The sequence below is a fragment of the Klebsiella sp. HMSC09D12 genome, assembly GCF_001808475.1.
In the GTDB taxonomy this organism is placed as follows: domain Bacteria; phylum Pseudomonadota; class Gammaproteobacteria; order Enterobacterales; family Enterobacteriaceae; genus Klebsiella; species Klebsiella oxytoca.
The window spans coordinates 12705-29743 of sequence record NZ_KV793409.1; the positions used below are offsets into that span (position 1 = coordinate 12705).

A 17039-nucleotide genomic window follows, 5' to 3' on the forward strand; every position below is an offset into this window, starting at 1 on the left:
ATCTGTCTCCATTAATCAATCCTGTTGGTCAATGATGCCGGATAGAGAATGACATCGGTAACAGAGCGGACGACTGCAGGTGAAAAATCAGTTTTCGCTGACTGCCTGACCTGATCATCATCCATCAGCCCAAGTGTATGGAAGGCATACAGACCCGGCAGATTCACGCCACTGTGCTGCGTATAACCGATACCACCTGATGGCCGCATGTTAATTTCCAGCAATAGTGGTTTGCCTTCGGCATTATGGCGTGTCTGTACATTGACCATGCCGTCTGCGTTCATTAGGCGGGCGCAGTTGATGGCAAGTTCAATCGCTTCCCCTTCATTTTCCAGATACTGAAGCACACCTTCTTTACGCCGCCCGATAGCGGCCAGGACCGTGCCTTGACTTACCACCATATCCACAGAGTATTCTGGTCCGGGTAAATAGGGCATCAGTACTTGTGGAGTAAAGCAGTCCATCCGGGCATGAGCAGCCAGATACTGTGATGGGTGGATAACACGGCTATCAGGATTGTTGAGAAAAGCTACCGGGGAAACATTGTCATCAAAACGCCAGAATCCCATGCCATAAATGCCTGTAACAGGTTTAATGCAGAGGCAATCAGAAGGGAAAGGGGGATGACTCAGCAGAGTACGAAGCTCGTCTACATTTTTTACCCGAACCGACGGGACAACCGGAAGCCCATTTTTTTCCATAAACTCGGAAAAAGTAACTTTTTCATCGGCTAATTCAAACCAGTGAGTCCCCGTTGACCCGGTAGTCAGGTGGACACCAGAACGTTGAATGTTTTCCCGGTGGCTTTCAAACCATTTACAGTTGCGACCAGTATGTATCGCATTAATACCATGAGCGTCAGTAATGGAATGAATAAAAGAAAGACGTTCTTCTTCGTTGTTAGGTTCGATCATTGAAAAATCGGAAACAGACAAGATCTCTTTCCTCTCGTTGCGATGAGAAGAAAAGATTTCAATATCATGATTTTCCTTTTCCGCAAATGATTTCACTCCAAGGATAATGTCTCGCTGGGAAGATAGCCCTTCCATAAACCAAATTTTCTTTTTCATTTTTTATAATTGTCGCCTGAAAAGCGGATGAGATTTTTGTAATACATGAGTCTAAGAACTGACCTGCGCCATGTCAATCATAATATGATAATCACTCGCTGTTTTTGACTTTCCGTTTAGACCACAAAAACCACTTAATAACAATAATATATATCAAACCACCACCTACCCGCCCAACGTAATTAAATGTAAATTCCAGAAACCCACCAGTTTTTACCTTGCGGGTGAACTTTGTCATGATATGATTTAGATGCATTCTGTTTGAAAATGAATTTTATAAAAATCCGGTCAATACCTTTTAAGGAATGAATATGGTTTCTTTAAGTAAAAACCAGACAGTATCACTCAGCAAACAATCCACTGCTCTCAGCCAGCTTCAGTTCGGACTGGGTTGGGATCCTGTTAAGAAAAAGGGATTATTTGGCAGCATTTTTGGTGGCAATGATTCCATAGACCTGGATGCAGGTTGCGTTCTTCTGGATGCCGCAGGTAATAAAATTGACACCATCTGGTTTCGTAAACTGAAATCCAGCTGTGGGTCTGTCGTCCACTCCGGCGATAACCTGACGGGTGAGGGGGATGGAGATGATGAAATCATTCGCGTCGATCTCACAAAATTGCCGGCAAATGTTGAATACCTCGCCTTTACCGTGAACAGCTTTCGTGGGCAGTCCTTCAACGATGTCGATAACGCCTTCTGTCGCGTCGTGGATCAGACCAATAAAGAACTGGCCCGCTATCAGCTGACGGAACAAGGTGCTCATACGGGTATCATCATCGCTTCCCTGCGCCGCAACAACGGAAACTGGGATTTTACCGCCCACGGTAAAGCAAGCAGTGGCCGCACAATCGACGATATGCAGCGCGATATCATCAGTACGGTGGTAAAAGCATGAATCTGACACCGGGGGGCAATGCCCCTTTAATTGCTCAGGATCTCCGCGTGAGGATCATTTCTGGTGGTCCTGTTGACGCTTCGGCGTTTCGATTATTCGCTGACGGGAAAGTTCGGGGTGACAGCGATATGGTCTTTTACGGGCAACCCCGTAATGAAGATGGTTCCATTAGCTTCAGTACTGAAGGGACCAATAGCGTTTTCACCGTTGATCTGTCCCGCCTCAAGCCCGACGTGCAGAAAGTCGCGTTCACCGTTACCTGTGACGGCAGCCATACAGTTTCCTCCCTGAATCATCTGTCCATACAAATTGAAAGTGGCAATACCTCGCTGATCAGTGGTCAGGTAGAACTGAGCGGTCGTCAGGAAGCCGCTCTGATCCTCGGTGAAGTCTATCGCAGGAATGGTGACTGGAAATTTCGTTTTATCGCCCAGGGCTTCAATGGCGGCCTGAAACCTCTCGCTGAGTACTATGGCGTCAACGTCGCGGATGAGCCAGCTCCAGTCACTCCGCCACCAGCGCCTCCGGCTCCGCCTAAAGTTAGCCTGAGTAAAGTTTCTCTGACCAAAGAGAAGCCTGCCATCAGCCTTGCCAAAAAAGACAATTTTGGTGAAATCCGCATCAATCTGAACTGGCATCGTGGCTCGGGTTCAGGCGGGTTACTGGGCGGTATGTTTGGTTCGAACAAAGCGATAGACCTGGATCTCGGTGCATTCGTTGAGCTCGCAGATGGCTATAAGTCAGTTGTTCAGGCACTCGGTAATGCTTTTGGTAACTATCACTCTGAGCCATATGTTCAACTGCAGGGTGATGATCGTACCGGCGAGGCTCTGGATGGGGAATGGCTACACATCAATGGCCGCGAATGGAAAGAAATTCGCCAGGTACTGATATATGCCTTTATCTATCAGGGCGTGCCCAGCTGGGACAAAACCGATGGCGTGGTGACATTACATGTTCCGGAGCAACCACCGATTGAATCGCGTCTGACTGAAGGTGATAACAAACGCACGCTGTGTGCGATTGCCCGTCTGGTCAACGAGAACGGTTCCATTCGTGTGGAACGTATTAACCAGTACTTCAGAGGCCAGGAGGAAATGGACCGCGCTTTTGGCTGGGGGTTTCGCTGGTCCAGAGGTTCCAAATAAACGCAATGATGAGGGTATGAGAATGAGTTTTTTCGACAAAGTAAAAGGGGCTTTGACCTCGGGTCGTGAGGAATTGACCCGCCAGGTAGGCCGTTACAAAAACAAGAAATTTATGCAGGGTACCGTCGCGGTATGCGCCCGTATCGCTGTTGCCAGTGACGGTGTCAGCTCCGAAGAAAAACAGAAGATGATTGGATTTCTGCGATCCTCAGAAGAGCTGAAAGTCTTCGATACAGCAGAAGTTATCGAGTTTTTTAACAAGCTGGTGACCAGTTTCGACTTTGATCTGGAAATCGGAAAAGGCGAAACGATGAAATATATCCTCGCCCTGAAAGACCAGCCAGAGGCAGCTCAACTGGCTCTTCGTGTCGGTATTGCTGTCGCTAAAAGTGATGGCAACTTCGATGATGATGAGAAGAGTGCTGTCCGTGAAATTGCCCGTTCGCTGGGTTTCGACCCGGCAGAATTTGGCCTCTGATAAACAACGGATAAAGGTACGATATGGTTTCCACTCACATCGGTTTTCCGGCTGAGACAGTGACGGTCTTTGTTGCGCTGTCGGTCGGCGCCATCTTTATTGACCTGTTCATGCACCGACATGACAAGCCAATTTCCCTCAAAAGCGCAGCCTTATGGTCCGTTTTCTGGGTTGTTGTCGCGATGGCATTTGCCGGTTTCCTTTTTGTGCATCACGGAGCCGAGGTTGCCAGCCTGTTTGTCACGGGTTATGCCCTTGAGAAGGTGCTGTCAGTTGATAACCTGTTTGTCATGATGGCGATTTTCTCATGGTTCTCAGTTCCGGACCGTTACCGTCACCGGGTTCTGTACTGGGGGATCATTGGCGCTATCGTCTTCCGGGGGATTTTCGTTGCGATCGGTACCGGTCTGCTTAGTCTTGGCCCTTATGTCGAGCTGATCTTTGCCGTTGTTGTTGCCTGGACTGCGGTCATGATGCTCAAAGGCGGTGGGGATGATGACGAAATTGAGGATTATTCTCAGCACCTTGCTTATCGCCTGGTTAAACGCTTCTTCCCGATTTGGCCGAAACTGTCCGGACATGCATTCCTGCTGACACAAAAAGAAGTGGACGCCGAACTGGCTAAGCCAGAAAACAAAGACGTATCTGTAGGGCGACTGAAAAAGGCAGCGCTTTACGCCACCCCATTGATGTTATGTGTGGCTGTAGTGGAACTCTCTGACGTGATGTTTGCCTTCGACTCTGTCCCGGCAATTATTGCAGTCAGTCGTGAACCACTGATTGTGTATAGCGCAATGATGTTCGCAATACTGGGCCTGCGTACTCTGTATTTCGTACTGGAAGCCCTGAAACAGTATCTGTCCCAGCTGGAGAAAGCTGTTATCGTCCTGCTGTTCTTCATTGCGTTTAAGCTGGGTCTGAACGCTACCGATCACATCTGGCACCATGGTTACAGCCTGTCTGCGACCACCAGCCTGTATGTTGTACTGGGTGTACTGGCTCTTGGTATTCTGGCCAGTGTCATCTTTCCGGAAAAGCCGGAAGCTGAAAATAAAGAAAGCTGATCTCAGCTGATTAATGATTAACGAAAGAGGATAAATAGATGAGCGTTTCACTATCTAAAGGCGGCAACGTTTCCCTGAGCAAAACCGCGCCAAGCATGAAAAATGTCCTGGTTGGCCTTGGCTGGGATGCACGCTCTACGGACGGTCAGGACTTTGACCTCGATGCTTCCGCATTTCTGCTGGCAGCCAATGGCAAGGTTCGTGGCGATGCAGATTTCATTTTCTATAACAACCTGAAATCTGCTGATGGTTCCGTTATTCATACCGGTGATAACCGTACCGGTGAAGGTGATGGCGACGATGAATCCCTCAAAATCAAACTGGACGCGGTACCTGGGGATGTCGACAAAATTATTTTCGTTGTCACTATCCATGATGCTCAGGCTCGTCGCCAGAGCTTCGGTCAGGTTTCCGGCGCATTTATCCGTCTGGTGAATGATGACAATCAGACTGAAGTTGCTCGCTACGATCTGACAGAAGACGCTTCTACTGAAACTGCCATGCTGTTTGGGGAGCTGTATCGTCACAACGGAGAATGGAAATTCCGTGCGGTTGGCCAGGGTTATGCTGGTGGACTGGCTTCCGTGTGCGCTCAGTACGGCATCAACGCGTCCTGATAAAAAGTAACTTTCTTACCCAAATCATTCGGGGGTGATGCCCCCGATATCCACGACCCGATATCTACGATTAGCAGGAGCAAAAAATGGCTGTTTCTCTCGTTAAAGGCGGTAATGTTTCTCTGACTAAAGAAGCCCCGAGCATGAATGTTGCTCTGGTTGGCCTGGGCTGGGATGCACGCGTTACTGATGGTCAGGCATTTGATCTGGATGCATCAGTATTCCTTGTTGGCGAAAACGGTAAAGTGCTGTCCGATTCGCATTTCGTATTTTATAACAACACCACCAGCCCGGATGGCGCAGTACAGCATCAGGGTGATAACCGTACCGGTGAAGGCGACGGTGACGATGAGCAGGTCAAAATTGATCTGACAAAAGTGGCCGCTGACGTTAAGAAACTCGTATTCGCAGTCACCATTCATGAAGCAGAAAGCCGTAAGCAAAATTTCGGCATGGTCAGTAACAGCTTTATGCGAGTGGTGAACAACGATAATGGCTCCGAGATTGCACGCTTTGACCTGTCAGAAGATGCCTCTACTGAAACCGCAATGATTTTCGGTGAACTGTATCGCCATGGCGCGGAATGGAAGTTTAAGGCTGTAGGACAGGGCTTTGCTGGTGGCCTGGCTGCGCTGGCAACCCAGCACGGCATCAACATCTGATAAACCAGTAAAACCAAACCCCGGCCTGTCCGGGGTTTTTTCTACCCGCTGAGTGATCCCTTTACCCGGTAACAAGGAGCCTAAATGCTATTACAATCAGGACAGAACATTCCGCTTCACACAGCTACCCTGACTCTCCGGCTTGATTATCCCCCCAGTCCTGGATTTCACAGTACCCCTGAGACTTGCCTGTTTATGCTGAATGCTGAGGAAAAAGTGACAGGCGATGCCGATTTTATCTTTTACAACAATCTGAGTGCTGCCGGTGGCAGTGTGAAACTCAACCCCGGTCACCAGCACGCAGTCGTTCATTTTGCGCTTGACCAGATCCCGGATACGATCCAGAAGATTGCAATCACTATGGTGATAGATGGCAGTGATACGATAAGCGGCCTCGTGCAACTGAAACTTTCTGCTGAAAGTCAGGCCACCTTTTTTGTCGATCTCAATGGCCGCACAGAAAAGGCAGTAATTATGGGGGAAGTTTACCGATACCAGGGCAACTGGAAGCTCAGGGCGCTTGGGCAGGGATTTAATGGCGGGCTTGAGCCTCTGGCAGTCAGCTATGGTGTGGACGTGGAACCTGCAGCAGAAGTTGTACCGCAACCAGCCCGGATCAGCCTTGAAAAGAAACTCGAAGGTAAAGCGCCTGCGCTTATCAGCCTGGCTAAGAAAGCCAGTATTTCACTGGCAAAACACAAACTGGATACCGTTGAAGCACGAGTCGCTTTTGTTCTCGATGCCTCAGGCTCTATGACCGGCCAGTTTAAAAAAGGACATGTACAGGCCGTTCTTGACCGTATAGCTGTCCTGTCTGTCCAGTTCGACGATGACGGCACAATGGATGTATGGGGCTTTGCTGAGCGTCACAAGAAATATCCTGACGTCACACTGGACAATCTTGACGGATACATTGCTGCCATTCAGAACACGGGTAAACGATCGGCCTGGGAAATCCTTCCCGGCCTTGGCGGGACGAACAATGAGCCGCCAGTCATGAATGAGGTTATCGATTATTTCAAGGACAGCACCTTACCCGTTTTTGTCGTGTGCATTACAGATGGCGGGATCAGCAAAACACGAGAAATTAAAGAGGCCATCCGCCGCTCAGCCAACTATCCTGTCTTCTGGAAGTTCGTGGGACTGGGCGGATCAAATTATGGGATTCTGGAGAGGCTGGACACCTTTAGCGACCGTCGCGTAGACAACAGCAACTTTTTTGCGATCGATAATTTTGCCCACATAAAGGACGAAGAGTTGTATGAAAAACTTCTTGAAGAGTTCAAAGACTGGCTTGGACTGGCAAAAAAGGAAGGCATTATCTGACTCATCGCCCCGGTAAGGGGCGATAGGCCTGCTGCCATAACGACACCTTTTAAAGTACGCAGAGCTAAACAGGGCTATACGCAGAGGTGATCGCTGAAACCCAACTTCACCCAGTAATTTAGACCCAGGAACACATCGGCAGGGATGAAAAAAACCCGCTCGGAAAAGCGGGCTGAAAGTAGGTATTCCAATGGTAACAGGTTGAAGCATACCTAATAGTCCGAGCTACCGATTTACCAGGATGCACTCTTTTTTTGGCCAGTTACAGTGGTTAAATGTAGAATATATGTTGCCTTTATGTAAAGAAGAGATTGCAGAACGATAAAGGGCAATTTTTATCTGATGATTAGCTTCGACGGAAGCTTACGACGGAAACCTTGATGGAAGTGACGCCAGTGAGGCTCAGTCGCTGCGGAAAGGAGTTCATAATCACCCCGCGTATCACCCCATGCCCGAAGATGATAGTCAGTCAGAGGTCCATATTCTTTTTCAAGCCGGATAATTTTCTGTGAGCACCTGCAATTATGACCACTGATTCTGCCGGTCAGAATGCCGTCTTTTGTCTCTAATTGTGTACCAATCAGTTTGATCCTAAGTTTTTCGGCAAAGGGTCTGAGTACAATTTCCGGGGACGCAGAACATAAGGTGACGATCGCGCCGGAAGTGACTTCATTCGCCACAGCAATCAAACCTGCCGGGCGCATGAGGCGATGCCAGTAGAGCTGACAGAATTCCTCTGCTTTAGAAGACACCCACTTTTCCTCAACACCAGTAAGAAAAGTTGTAATGAGCGTTTCTTTTAGCTCATCACGCGTCATCTGCTTACCCATGCAGCGTAACGTGGGCAGAGCCATGCTGACGATACGTCGCGAAAACGCCCGATTGCCAAAGGCAAACCGCAGAAAAGGGATAAAGCTATCATGCCGCGTTAACGTACCGTCAAAATCAAAAACAGAGAGCATGCGGGGCTGAATGACGTTCATCGTGATCTTATTCCGTTGGATAGTAGGTTACTTCTGCCAGCCGCTGCACTATACCACCAGGACGCGAATAACAGTAACCGCACGTAAGGTGCCGACATCCTGCTCGTGTCAAAATGAAGGGCAGGGTTCCAGGCACCTCCTGAGAAAAAAGTAACTTTTTGTGATTGTGTGCTCAGTAAAATCTGATGCGGTAACCCCATACTCTGGATCGGCGGAGGGCAGTATATTTCTGTTCCTTCACAAGTAATGAGTTCTGATCTCTGTAAACATACCTGTCACATTCAGCACGCTGAAACCGTACCCCGGAACTGTCTGGTGTCAGGACAAGTCCACCTTGTGCAGCATGTACGTGGAGAAGCGTATCCCCACCCGACACATTCAGATGTAGTGCAGGCACGCCATGATTGATTTCCAGTAATACACCTAAGCAAAGCTGACCTGTATCGTCCGCCACCTCGATTGAGGTCTGGTTATCCAGATGGTAGGTGGCCGTAGAGATTCTGCTATCCGCTTCATGGCAAACCGGTTCACCTTCAGGGATACGCCAGTCCGTCATTCGTTTTATAACAGGAGCACCGGCTCATCCTTTTTGCGCAGCTACAATAAGGAGAGTTTGCAGGGCAGCTCTGTCAGAGTTTCGGATCGCCCTGTCGAGGATAGTTTCCTGTCCCTCGTCTGCCCAGGCTTCAACATGATAATTTGACCATACGTTACGTTCAGTCGAAGGCAGGCGGTCATCAGATTCGATGTGGAGAATGGGGGTACACTCAATGTCTGAAAGATAGGGTTTTGCGACGTCACCATCCGTAATACCGTTGACCAGTCCACCACAGTGATAAGCAATAACCCGTCCAATATCCAGCATGAAGGCCTGGTGCGCCTCACGGGAGTCAAGCTCACCCAGCAGTTCAGGTTTAATAAGAAGACCGGTGACGATTTCAGCCAGTTCATTGGGTAATATTTGCTTTGTCATAATGCCTCACAAAAATAGACGTATCAGGGCAGGAGAGCTGCGGGATCATGCCCTGGCCAAAGGAAAATCACATGACGTTCAGGTACGATTTCATCACCCGGAACTCATCCGGAGTGATTGGTTTCATACTGGATTTTTTAATGGCAGAGCCAGAACTAAATTGTATTCCTCCTTCGGCATCTATTTCCCCACCATCGCGATAGTTAAGCTGTATCTCATCATATCTATGCGCTGCATTAACGCTGTCCGGGCAACGCAATATAAACGATACTGGATATTCAAATTCACCGACGACCTCTGTAAATTCACAAAAGAAGTATTTCATCTTCTCGGCGAAAGCTGTTCGTTCAGCCTCAAGAAAATTGTGTAGACCTGTCCACCGGATGAAATCCTTGCTCACGACACAAGCAGCGCCTCCAAACCCGTCAGGTCTTTTTGAGCTACTGCATGTAAAAGCAATTTTGAACTCTATCAATTCATTTCTGTCAAATGCAATAAGTGCCGCCTGAGCAAACAGCGCAGCATGTTCAGAATTGAAATCTCCGAGATCACTGTTAATAAGAAAACCTTCAGGGCATTTATCCCCGTCAAAATGCCAGTCCAGGTCTTCAGGAATATCTGCAACAGTTCTGAATGGATGGTTCAGGACACAGTGACGTACAATAATCTCCATTTCTGAGAGGCCGTTTGTGTTATCACATGAAATGAGTTTTTGAATAAAACTATCATCAGGTTCAAACAATTCATTCATTGCCTCAAGTAATATATCAGCTTGAGTAGGATTTGCTTCAATAAGACAAGCACATTCTGAATAATAGTCAGCCATGATAAACCTCATATCTGTTTAGATGAGTACGGTCGATTAGGAGTAAGACCATCATACTTAACCAAACCGGCTCATCAAGGGGGTATTTTCACCGGAAGCAATAATAATTAAGGTCAGGTTCATAAATTCTGGATAATAATAACCAACCCCTAAATGGCACAAAAAAACATGAAAACAGTGAGAAATATTGGGCTTGTAAATTTTAATTTTTCTGATTGAAGCTTTGTATTCTATCCAGCTTTATATATAAGGGATAATGGTAGCGCCGAAAAACAGACATTAAACTCCATAATTGTAATAGTGCTAAGAACATAATCAATCTCGTCCAGCAATTCAGCCAGTGTGTCACACCAGATATAGTCCTTTCTGTATGAAGTGATCCAGAATGATGACCACCATTCCTTTATCAGCAGGTAAATATTATTCGTTGTAAGTCCTTGTCCATGGGTATCGTTTCGCCAATTTTCTAACCAGCGTTTATGTTGACCTGGAACACAGAAAGACAGGTAAAGCCTGGATTTTGCAACATTGATTTCAAATTGATAATTCAATAGGTTAGATTCTTTCTTTCTCAGGCGTTCCACCCTTTGATCATGAATCCGGTCACGGTGTTCGCGTCGCTGAAAAACCCTGTTTTGTAACTCCGGGAACATGGAAACTGCCAGAGACCAGGAAAGAGGGAGAATAAAACACTCTCCACGAGATTCAATCAGAATATCGATAGCACGCAGGTATTCAACTTTAGTTGCTTCGCCACGAACAAATGGATCGTAAGTCGAATCGACCTTTCTCAAGTCATTCGAGTTAATTTGCGATTTACCTGTAAGCTCTTTAAAAAAGGCTTTGACGTAGGCCAGTTCTCCTGTTTTCCGTCCCAAAGCTCTGCGATTCTCCACAGAAGCAATAGAAGCCATTGCACATCGCTGGAAAGGGTTAATCGGGACAAGCATAGAGGATATCATTAATTACCATCCTTAGAGAATAGGAAGCACATAAAGACATATTATCAGTAATTATTTCACTTGCCAGTACCTATTTATATAATAGTGATTCTGAATAATATTCAAAAACATTTAATATTTTTCGGAGTCAACTTCAAACATGAGAAAGCAGCTTTTAGCACACCCATAAACCGGAAGCATATAAAAACAGTGAGCAAAGGGAGGGTTAAAGCAGTTACTAAGCCTTACATGAAAGGCTTAGTAAAGGAAATCAGGGATATTACTTAGTGATACAGCTTTCAACTAGTGAAGCAATGAATTTTCTTTCTGCATAACATCCTTTCATTGATTGCGGATCAAAAACAATATTATCAGCTTCGACATAGCGTAGCCTGTGGTATACAGACAAACGCGCTTCATTCCTTTTATGCTCTTCAAGTACCGGGGTGTAATCATGATCGGTCATTCCTATAACAAAGAAAGCACAAATGACAGATAGTCCAATGATAAAGAAGGGAGCATGTTCCAGGAAAGAAGACATTGTTTTAGATACGTTTACGTCAAAAATATCTACAACAGCATTACTGAATAAGGTAATAATTATAAGTAAAAACATTACACCGATAACACAGGAAATCCGGAGGACCATTTTTGTGTTGTCAGGCTCAGCAGTAACTTCATCAGGTGGTGCAAAGACAGAAGAACGAGTCGTCTTCTGCATTTCCGAACCGGCATAACCTCCGCCTCCCAGAATAACAGAGTCTCCCGAAATGCCACCCCCCAGTACTGAACCTGATCGTTCAGTGGTTGAAGTTTCCTTGAGATAAAGGGAGTTCAAAGGGATCCCGTCAGTTGGAGAATAATGAACTTTCATGATAGTCATAGTAAGGCTCCTGATTATTGATACTTTTATAGTACTTTGAGCCTGAGGACAATTTTCCCTTTAAAAGGGTGAAATCGCTATTTAACTATTTTTTTTACCGGGCACGAATGGATAAAAACCGTAGCTGTCCTGCAAAAGCATCCAATTACGAAAAAATTATGAATGCAACATGTTGACGAGAAAATCTGATGGAAAAAGTTTACCTGTCTGGTATTGTCAGGAAAACCGGCAAAGGTTTCAACTAACCAGGGGTGGTTTGTTGAATACGGAGCAGTAGCAGCCCCTTTGCCGGTTTGTCATCCTTTCATGCCTGAATCACTTTCCTTCCTGCTACCTGAAGACATCCACATACGATCTGCAAAAAAGAAGTCCACATTTCGTTATGGGAGTGAACTACTTTTTTCACGAAAAGGGGTTCTCTGGGCGCACAATACGTGACACCGTCACTTTTAGATGTAAGTGATTTAATATCATTGGATATAGTCACAATGGTAAATGTCAATAGCGATAAAATAACAGAAAAAAATTATAAAATTGATGCCTTTTAAATAAAACAAGGTTTCAATATATCGATATAAAAACCAACAAAAAGCATGAATTCAGGAATAACCAGAAGTGTGCTCATTTTTCCACCGCGCCAAGAGATGTATAACATCCTATTTACAGTTAGAATAATACTCATTATTCCATGTGTTAATTTAATGTTATCATCCGAAGTGGGGGTAACCAGCTTCTAAATCAGTCCAAAAGTTACTTTTCTAGTGGTTTTTGTTCAGGTTGCGCTACGCGAAATCTGAACAAAAACGGAGGGGTGAGTACGTCAGATTTCACGTAGCGCACGGCGACGAAAATAAAATTTCGTATGATTTCTGGCCGGTTAATTGATCAAAATTGAAATCGCAGGATGAAGTACAACAGGGCTGAAGCCTTTTATTCCAGAAAAGTGCTGATAGTTATAATAGGGCCGAAGCCCTTACTGAAGCATTTTGGCGTTAACTGCAGCCCTTATCGGGCAAATGGGGTAGGGGGCCAGCCGGTGCAACCCATGATGCCCAACCATCCTTTCCATATCGTTCATTATAGTAACTTTCTTTGATCGCCTTACGCGCCAAATATGAAGCAGTATCCATACCAAATACCTCAATAGGAAACAGTTCATGCCCCCCAATATCCGTCAGACAAAAATCTGGGAAAACATCATTATTAGAAGCATCGTATCTCAGGGGTTTGATAAATGACCTCTCATGCTTATGAAGATAATTTAGCATGGTCAGCTCATAACACGAGTCTGCCGGGATCCAGTTTTCATCAACATTCATCAATGCTATCTGAAGTGGTTTAAGATAGTATGTATCTTTCCCCTTAAATTTACCCAGATCACCTATAGCCATACAGATTACGTTACCTCCTGAACGCCAGTTTGCTATTTCAGAGCTGAATCTCTTCTCCAGTGATGCCCAATTCTCAGTATTCATCAGTACAACTGGAACACCTGAAAAAAATTTTATCGGAAGTCGTTTTGATGCATTCGAGTGTCTTTCAGGGTTATATTTAGATAGTACATTGAGGCAAATCAGACGCTCTTTATTCATCAGCGCCTCTGATGTCATTTTTATGTTTTTTGTCTCCTGAGGTGTCGAAGGATATGCACCTGCAAGTAAATGCATGGACAGCGGATGTGATGCGACTTTAATTTTTTCCGCAGAGTGGGTTATAAGGTTGAACACCTTGCCAGGATTACGTTTCCCGGCCATTTTCGGATACCAACGATTCAGACCGCTGTCATCCCACAGGAACTGGAGAAGACCCAGCAATGACATGCTATTCTGAGAAACACCACCTGATTTATTCCTGTTATCTATCGGTACGATCGAGGTCGACTCCGAGTCAGATGAGGCTAATGCCACGTCTAACCTAATTCCGTAGCCTCCATCTTTAAGGTCTTTGACGACACCTTGTGTATAGCATTTTAGACCTGAATTGTCTTTATCAAGCGTAAAGAAAATACAGTCAGGTGAATGTTGACTACCCGTATTCGGGTACCGTGCCAGGAAATAAGTATCACCGCCTGAGTGATATTTTACGGCAAGTGATTTTGGTCCTTTTCCTTTACAGGCACAGCTTACCTTCGCTTCTACCGAAGCATGCGCCCGTGACAATACGGCGTACCAGCTCTTTTTAAATTCTTCTTTTGTCTGGAAGTCTCTTGAATACCTTTTGCTGTCACCTCCATAAGATACAATCACATCATTAACAGTAGACATAAGCCCCCCTTAATTGATCTGAGCCGAGATGCGTTTTCATTCACCTCAGGTAATAATTTTCATATACATTGACACAATAGCATGTTGTTAATAAAGTAACCTATACTTTGAAAGTAACTTTTCAAAATCGTTGTGATTTCCCCCTCAAATCACATTTAATGATTATCATCCAGAGACAACCAATGATAAACATCCGGACAACTAGATTAGCCATTTTTCCACTGGCTGTTATCCTTTTATATTACCCACTAACTTCAATTGCCAAAACTTTCTCGGCGAAAGTGGTGCGTGTTATTGATGGTGATACAGTCCAGGCTTATGACGGTGCAAAAAATACAAGAATACGGCTCTATGGGATTGATGCCCCTGAAAGTAAGCAAGCCTTCGGGCAGAAGGCAAAGCAAACAATGATTCAGTTAGTAGCAAATCAGGTTGTTAATATTCAGGACCATGGGCAGGACGTCTATGGTCGTATGCTTGGCACAATCTATCTTAACAACAACGATGTTAACGCCATCATGGTCGCAAACGGTATGGCCTGGGCATATCGGTATCAGGGCAGGTTGATTGTTCCTGAATATGGACCTCTTGAACAAAACGCTCGAAATGAAGGGAAAGGTCTGTGGTCTGATCCGCACTCAATTGAACCACGTCAATGGCGAAAAGCGAATAATTAAGTAAGGAATCATACTTCCACTTTCACAATATCGAGCATTCTACTCCTAAAAAGTAACTTTTTAACGTGCGCTATTATTCATAAACAACACTGTAAAAAATGGGGGATTTATGGTCCAGATTCTTAATACAACAGGTTTAAACTATCATGTAGAGCAAACCATCGCTAATGCCGAAGAGCGCATTATTTTGATAAGCCCTTATCTGAAACTTAGCGCAAGAATTAAAGAGCTCATTGAAGACAAAAACCGTATGAAGGTTGATATTCGTATCATCTACGGTAAATCTGAACTTAACCCCAAAGACCATGAATGGCTTGTCAGTTTACCTTATGTTCGTTTGAGTTTTTGCCAGAACCTTCATGCTAAGTTTTATGCTAATGAAAATCAAAGCCTGATATGCAGCCTAAATCTATATGATTTTAGTCAAATCAACAATCATGAACTTGGGGTATTAATTGTAAAGGATGATGACCGTGACGCTTTCAACGCTTCTATCACAGAGGCCCAGCGGTTAATCAGGATCAGTACAGAAAATATTCCATCACCAATATCATTACAATCGGGTAGATCTGAGTTGCAAAAAACTCATGAGCAGAAGAGTGAACATACAAGAACATCTCAAAAAAATGATGAAAAACATAGTATGTTAACAGATCCTATCTCAACCGAGTCAGAGGAGAGAACAAGTAAAGAGGGGGATACTAACCCAGAACCCGCAAATAAATTAACCTCAACTAATTTAGCTAAACAAAATAAAATGGGTTTATCTGAAATGTATGCGGAATTAATGAAATCAGGATACCTCATAGAGAAAGACGGAAAATATGAGTTAACCCCTTTAGGTATTTCCATCGGAGGTGAGAGTAAACCCAATCGTTATAAAAAAGGTGAGTTTTATTTTTTATGGCCTTCTGATATTTCTCTCTAACAGAGTTAACTTTAATTTGCAGGGTGGTTTTTTTTAATCACCCCTTTAACATTTTTATGCAGCCTGAAATGTCTTAAGCAGTATCCTTTTGCAATCAAAAAATGTATTCAAATAGCATTGATTGTTTGCTTAATGACCTTTACAATTACAACATCTTTTTCACTTCACACAACGATAGAATCATAACCGGATAAAGATATTCCCGAGATGATTTTTTTCACGATGGTGAATTTACCAACAGGGCAGTATCAAGACCAAGGAACATACATTCAGCATGAGATAGACTCATTTTTAAGACTTTTCTCGATTGAGAGAATTGAACTTCCTAAACCACTTGCTGAATTTCTTTAATTAATTTAATGTTCTTATGTAATTGCATAACAATGTGCATAAAGAGGTAACTATGAGCGAGACATTACAGGTTCTCAATAACATCCGTACACTTCGCGCTCAGGCACGAGAGCTACCATTAGAAGTGCTTGAAGAAGTATTAGAAAAGTTCACTATTGTCGTCGCTGAACGCAGTGAAGAAGAAAAGGCGGCCGAAGCGGCTAACCGTGAGCGTTTAGAAAAACTCTCTCATTACCGGGAAATGATGATCGCTGATGGTATAAATCCGAGCGAACTGATGGACGCGGCCGTCAACATTAAAGTACGCAAAAAACGTGAACCTCGTCCTGCGAAATATGCTTACATAGACGATGCCGGTGAGCAAAAAACCTGGACAGGTCAGGGACGTACTCCGGCACCAATTAAAGCTCAGCTGGATGCAGGAAAAACTCTCGAAGATTTCCTGATCTAATACAAAATTTCTTTTTTTATTAACCACCTTACCAAGGTGGTTTTTTTTATCATCGTCATGCATTATCGTGGTTGGTCCGGCTGCAGAGAGATTACTATGTTAAACGATCATATTGAGACAGTTATGGATTTGTTTAACGGATCCAGACATCTAATCATTGCTGGTATTGTTCTAATTTATCTGGTGTTGATATGCCGTATAGTCAGTCATTATGAGGTTTATGCGGTAATGAACCGTAGACAGACATCATCCAGGGCTGGTAAGTATGAAGATGAGGACTCGGATTTAGCTAACCTTCTCATAAGCAAGAGTATGGTTTCTCTGTGGTTAAACGTCATTACATTAGTATTGATTACATTTTTCACTGTAATGATGTATGTGTCAGCCTGAGTTTGTTGTGATCATATTGGCATTTGGTATATCTGGCCATAGCCACACCAAACAACAAAGCGTGTAAAATCAACAACTTTGTCAAGGCTCAATTGAAATGTCCGTTATCCA

Annotated in this window: 17 protein-coding genes; 10 read left to right on the forward strand and 7 right to left on the reverse strand. The window is 44.6% G+C overall.

The genetic code is table 11. The annotated features are described in order from the left end of the window. Positions 1-11 precede the first annotated feature (11 nt). Positions 12-1070 (reverse strand): ATP-grasp domain-containing protein, encoded by a 1059-nt coding sequence (locus HMPREF3178_RS04455; protein ID WP_004026600.1) that lies wholly within the window; start codon positions 1068-1070, stop codon positions 12-14. Between the two features lie 311 nt (positions 1071-1381). Here HMPREF3178_RS04455 and HMPREF3178_RS04460 point away from each other — a divergent pair, with 311 nt between their 5' ends. The 7 genes from HMPREF3178_RS04460 (at position 1382) to HMPREF3178_RS04490 (ending at position 7261) form a co-directional block, all read left to right on the forward strand. Further along, a complete protein-coding gene (locus HMPREF3178_RS04460) occupies positions 1382-1966 on the forward strand; it encodes a TerD family protein (RefSeq protein WP_040209492.1) in 585 nt (194 codons plus the stop codon). Continuing rightward, positions 1963-3114: a tellurium resistance system protein TerA gene (gene terA / locus HMPREF3178_RS04465; protein ID WP_032720942.1), complete on the forward strand. Its 1152-nt coding sequence runs from the start codon at positions 1963-1965 to the stop codon at positions 3112-3114. The genes HMPREF3178_RS04460 and terA overlap by 4 nt, the downstream gene beginning before the upstream one ends. A gap of 22 nt (positions 3115-3136) precedes the next feature. Beyond that, complete coding sequence (gene terB / locus HMPREF3178_RS04470; RefSeq protein ID WP_004026604.1) at positions 3137-3592, forward strand: tellurium resistance membrane protein TerB; 456 nt, start codon at positions 3137-3139, stop codon at positions 3590-3592. A gap of 23 nt (positions 3593-3615) precedes the next feature. Further along, positions 3616-4656 carry a tellurium resistance membrane protein TerC gene (terC, locus tag HMPREF3178_RS04475; RefSeq protein WP_004026607.1) on the forward strand — a complete coding sequence of 347 codons (1041 nt, stop codon included), beginning with the start codon at positions 3616-3618 and terminating at the stop codon, positions 4654-4656. A 38-nt stretch (positions 4657-4694) separates the two neighbouring features. Further along, positions 4695-5273, forward strand: coding sequence for a tellurium resistance membrane protein TerD (gene terD / locus HMPREF3178_RS04480; protein WP_040209498.1), 579 nt, complete (start codon positions 4695-4697; stop codon positions 5271-5273). Between the two features lie 86 nt (positions 5274-5359). Beyond that, positions 5360-5935 (forward strand): tellurium resistance cAMP binding protein TerE, encoded by a 576-nt coding sequence (gene terE, locus HMPREF3178_RS04485; RefSeq protein ID WP_004196906.1) that lies wholly within the window; start codon positions 5360-5362, stop codon positions 5933-5935. An 84-nt stretch (positions 5936-6019) separates the two neighbouring features. Beyond that, entirely contained in the window at positions 6020-7261 is a 1242-nt protein-coding gene (locus HMPREF3178_RS04490; RefSeq protein ID WP_040209501.1) for a VWA domain-containing protein, read from the forward strand. Positions 7262-7596: 335 nt separating this feature from the next. On the opposite strand, the gene HMPREF3178_RS04495 is transcribed toward HMPREF3178_RS04490, so the two are convergent. The 6 genes from HMPREF3178_RS04495 to HMPREF3178_RS04525 form a co-directional block, all read right to left on the reverse strand. Continuing rightward, a complete protein-coding gene (locus HMPREF3178_RS04495) occupies positions 7597-8244 on the reverse strand; it encodes an HAD family hydrolase (protein ID WP_001100942.1) in 648 nt (215 codons plus the stop codon). Positions 8245-8824: 580 nt separating this feature from the next. Next, on the reverse strand, positions 8825-9217 hold the full coding sequence (locus HMPREF3178_RS04505; protein WP_004196899.1) for a hypothetical protein: 393 nt from the start codon (positions 9215-9217) through the stop codon (positions 8825-8827). A gap of 67 nt (positions 9218-9284) precedes the next feature. Continuing rightward, the gene (locus HMPREF3178_RS04510) at positions 9285-10043 is read right to left on the reverse strand and encodes a hypothetical protein (RefSeq protein WP_040209506.1); all 759 of its coding nucleotides are present in this window, start codon (positions 10041-10043) and stop codon (positions 9285-9287) included. Between the two features lie 230 nt (positions 10044-10273). Continuing rightward, on the reverse strand, positions 10274-11005 hold the full coding sequence (locus tag HMPREF3178_RS04515) for a plasmid SOS inhibition protein A (protein WP_040209508.1): 732 nt from the start codon (positions 11003-11005) through the stop codon (positions 10274-10276). A 259-nt stretch (positions 11006-11264) separates the two neighbouring features. After that, the gene (locus HMPREF3178_RS04520) at positions 11265-11867 is read right to left on the reverse strand and encodes a hypothetical protein (RefSeq protein ID WP_004197614.1); all 603 of its coding nucleotides are present in this window, start codon (positions 11865-11867) and stop codon (positions 11265-11267) included. A 992-nt stretch (positions 11868-12859) separates the two neighbouring features. Next, positions 12860-14131, reverse strand: coding sequence for a DUF1173 family protein (locus HMPREF3178_RS04525; RefSeq protein ID WP_040209510.1), 1272 nt, complete (start codon positions 14129-14131; stop codon positions 12860-12862). Positions 14132-14313: 182 nt separating this feature from the next. Here HMPREF3178_RS04525 and HMPREF3178_RS04530 point away from each other — a divergent pair, with 182 nt between their 5' ends. The 3 genes from HMPREF3178_RS04530 to HMPREF3178_RS04540 all read left to right on the forward strand — a co-directional run bounded on the left by HMPREF3178_RS04530 (position 14314) and on the right by HMPREF3178_RS04540 (position 16538). After that, entirely contained in the window at positions 14314-14808 is a 495-nt protein-coding gene (locus HMPREF3178_RS04530) for a thermonuclease family protein (protein WP_040209512.1), read from the forward strand. 109 nt (positions 14809-14917) lie between these two features. After that, a complete protein-coding gene (locus HMPREF3178_RS04535; RefSeq protein ID WP_032437803.1) occupies positions 14918-15736 on the forward strand; it encodes a phospholipase D family protein in 819 nt (272 codons plus the stop codon). Between the two features lie 403 nt (positions 15737-16139). Further along, positions 16140-16538 (forward strand): H-NS family histone-like protein, encoded by a 399-nt coding sequence (locus HMPREF3178_RS04540; protein WP_004026629.1) that lies wholly within the window; start codon positions 16140-16142, stop codon positions 16536-16538. Positions 16539-17039: the final 501 nt, after the last annotated feature.

Bases quoted from the DNA above. Each gene is read 5' to 3' on its own strand.
- HMPREF3178_RS04535 (WP_032437803.1), top strand. From the start codon at position 14,918: ATGGTCCAGATTCTTAATACAACAGGTTTAAACTATCATGTAGAGCAA.
- HMPREF3178_RS04455 (WP_004026600.1), bottom strand. From the start codon at position 1,070: ATGAAAAAGAAAATTTGGTTTATGGAAGGGCTATCTTCCCAGCGAGAC.
- HMPREF3178_RS04505 (WP_004196899.1), bottom strand. From the start codon at position 9,217: ATGACAAAGCAAATATTACCCAATGAACTGGCTGAAATCGTCACCGGT.
- HMPREF3178_RS04495 (WP_001100942.1), bottom strand. From the start codon at position 8,244: ATGAACGTCATTCAGCCCCGCATGCTCTCTGTTTTTGATTTTGACGGT.
- HMPREF3178_RS04460 (WP_040209492.1), top strand. From the start codon at position 1,382: ATGGTTTCTTTAAGTAAAAACCAGACAGTATCACTCAGCAAACAATCC.
- terA (WP_032720942.1), top strand. From the start codon at position 1,963: ATGAATCTGACACCGGGGGGCAATGCCCCTTTAATTGCTCAGGATCTC.
- HMPREF3178_RS04525 (WP_040209510.1), bottom strand. From the start codon at position 14,131: ATGTCTACTGTTAATGATGTGATTGTATCTTATGGAGGTGACAGCAAA.
- HMPREF3178_RS04515 (WP_040209508.1), bottom strand. From the start codon at position 11,005: ATGATATCCTCTATGCTTGTCCCGATTAACCCTTTCCAGCGATGTGCA.
- HMPREF3178_RS04520 (WP_004197614.1), bottom strand. From the start codon at position 11,867: ATGACTATCATGAAAGTTCATTATTCTCCAACTGACGGGATCCCTTTG.
- HMPREF3178_RS04490 (WP_040209501.1), top strand. From the start codon at position 6,020: ATGCTATTACAATCAGGACAGAACATTCCGCTTCACACAGCTACCCTG.
- terB (WP_004026604.1), top strand. From the start codon at position 3,137: ATGAGTTTTTTCGACAAAGTAAAAGGGGCTTTGACCTCGGGTCGTGAG.
- terE (WP_004196906.1), top strand. From the start codon at position 5,360: ATGGCTGTTTCTCTCGTTAAAGGCGGTAATGTTTCTCTGACTAAAGAA.
- HMPREF3178_RS04530 (WP_040209512.1), top strand. From the start codon at position 14,314: ATGATAAACATCCGGACAACTAGATTAGCCATTTTTCCACTGGCTGTT.
- HMPREF3178_RS04540 (WP_004026629.1), top strand. From the start codon at position 16,140: ATGAGCGAGACATTACAGGTTCTCAATAACATCCGTACACTTCGCGCT.
- terC (WP_004026607.1), top strand. From the start codon at position 3,616: ATGGTTTCCACTCACATCGGTTTTCCGGCTGAGACAGTGACGGTCTTT.
- HMPREF3178_RS04510 (WP_040209506.1), bottom strand. From the start codon at position 10,043: ATGGCTGACTATTATTCAGAATGTGCTTGTCTTATTGAAGCAAATCCT.
- terD (WP_040209498.1), top strand. From the start codon at position 4,695: ATGAGCGTTTCACTATCTAAAGGCGGCAACGTTTCCCTGAGCAAAACC.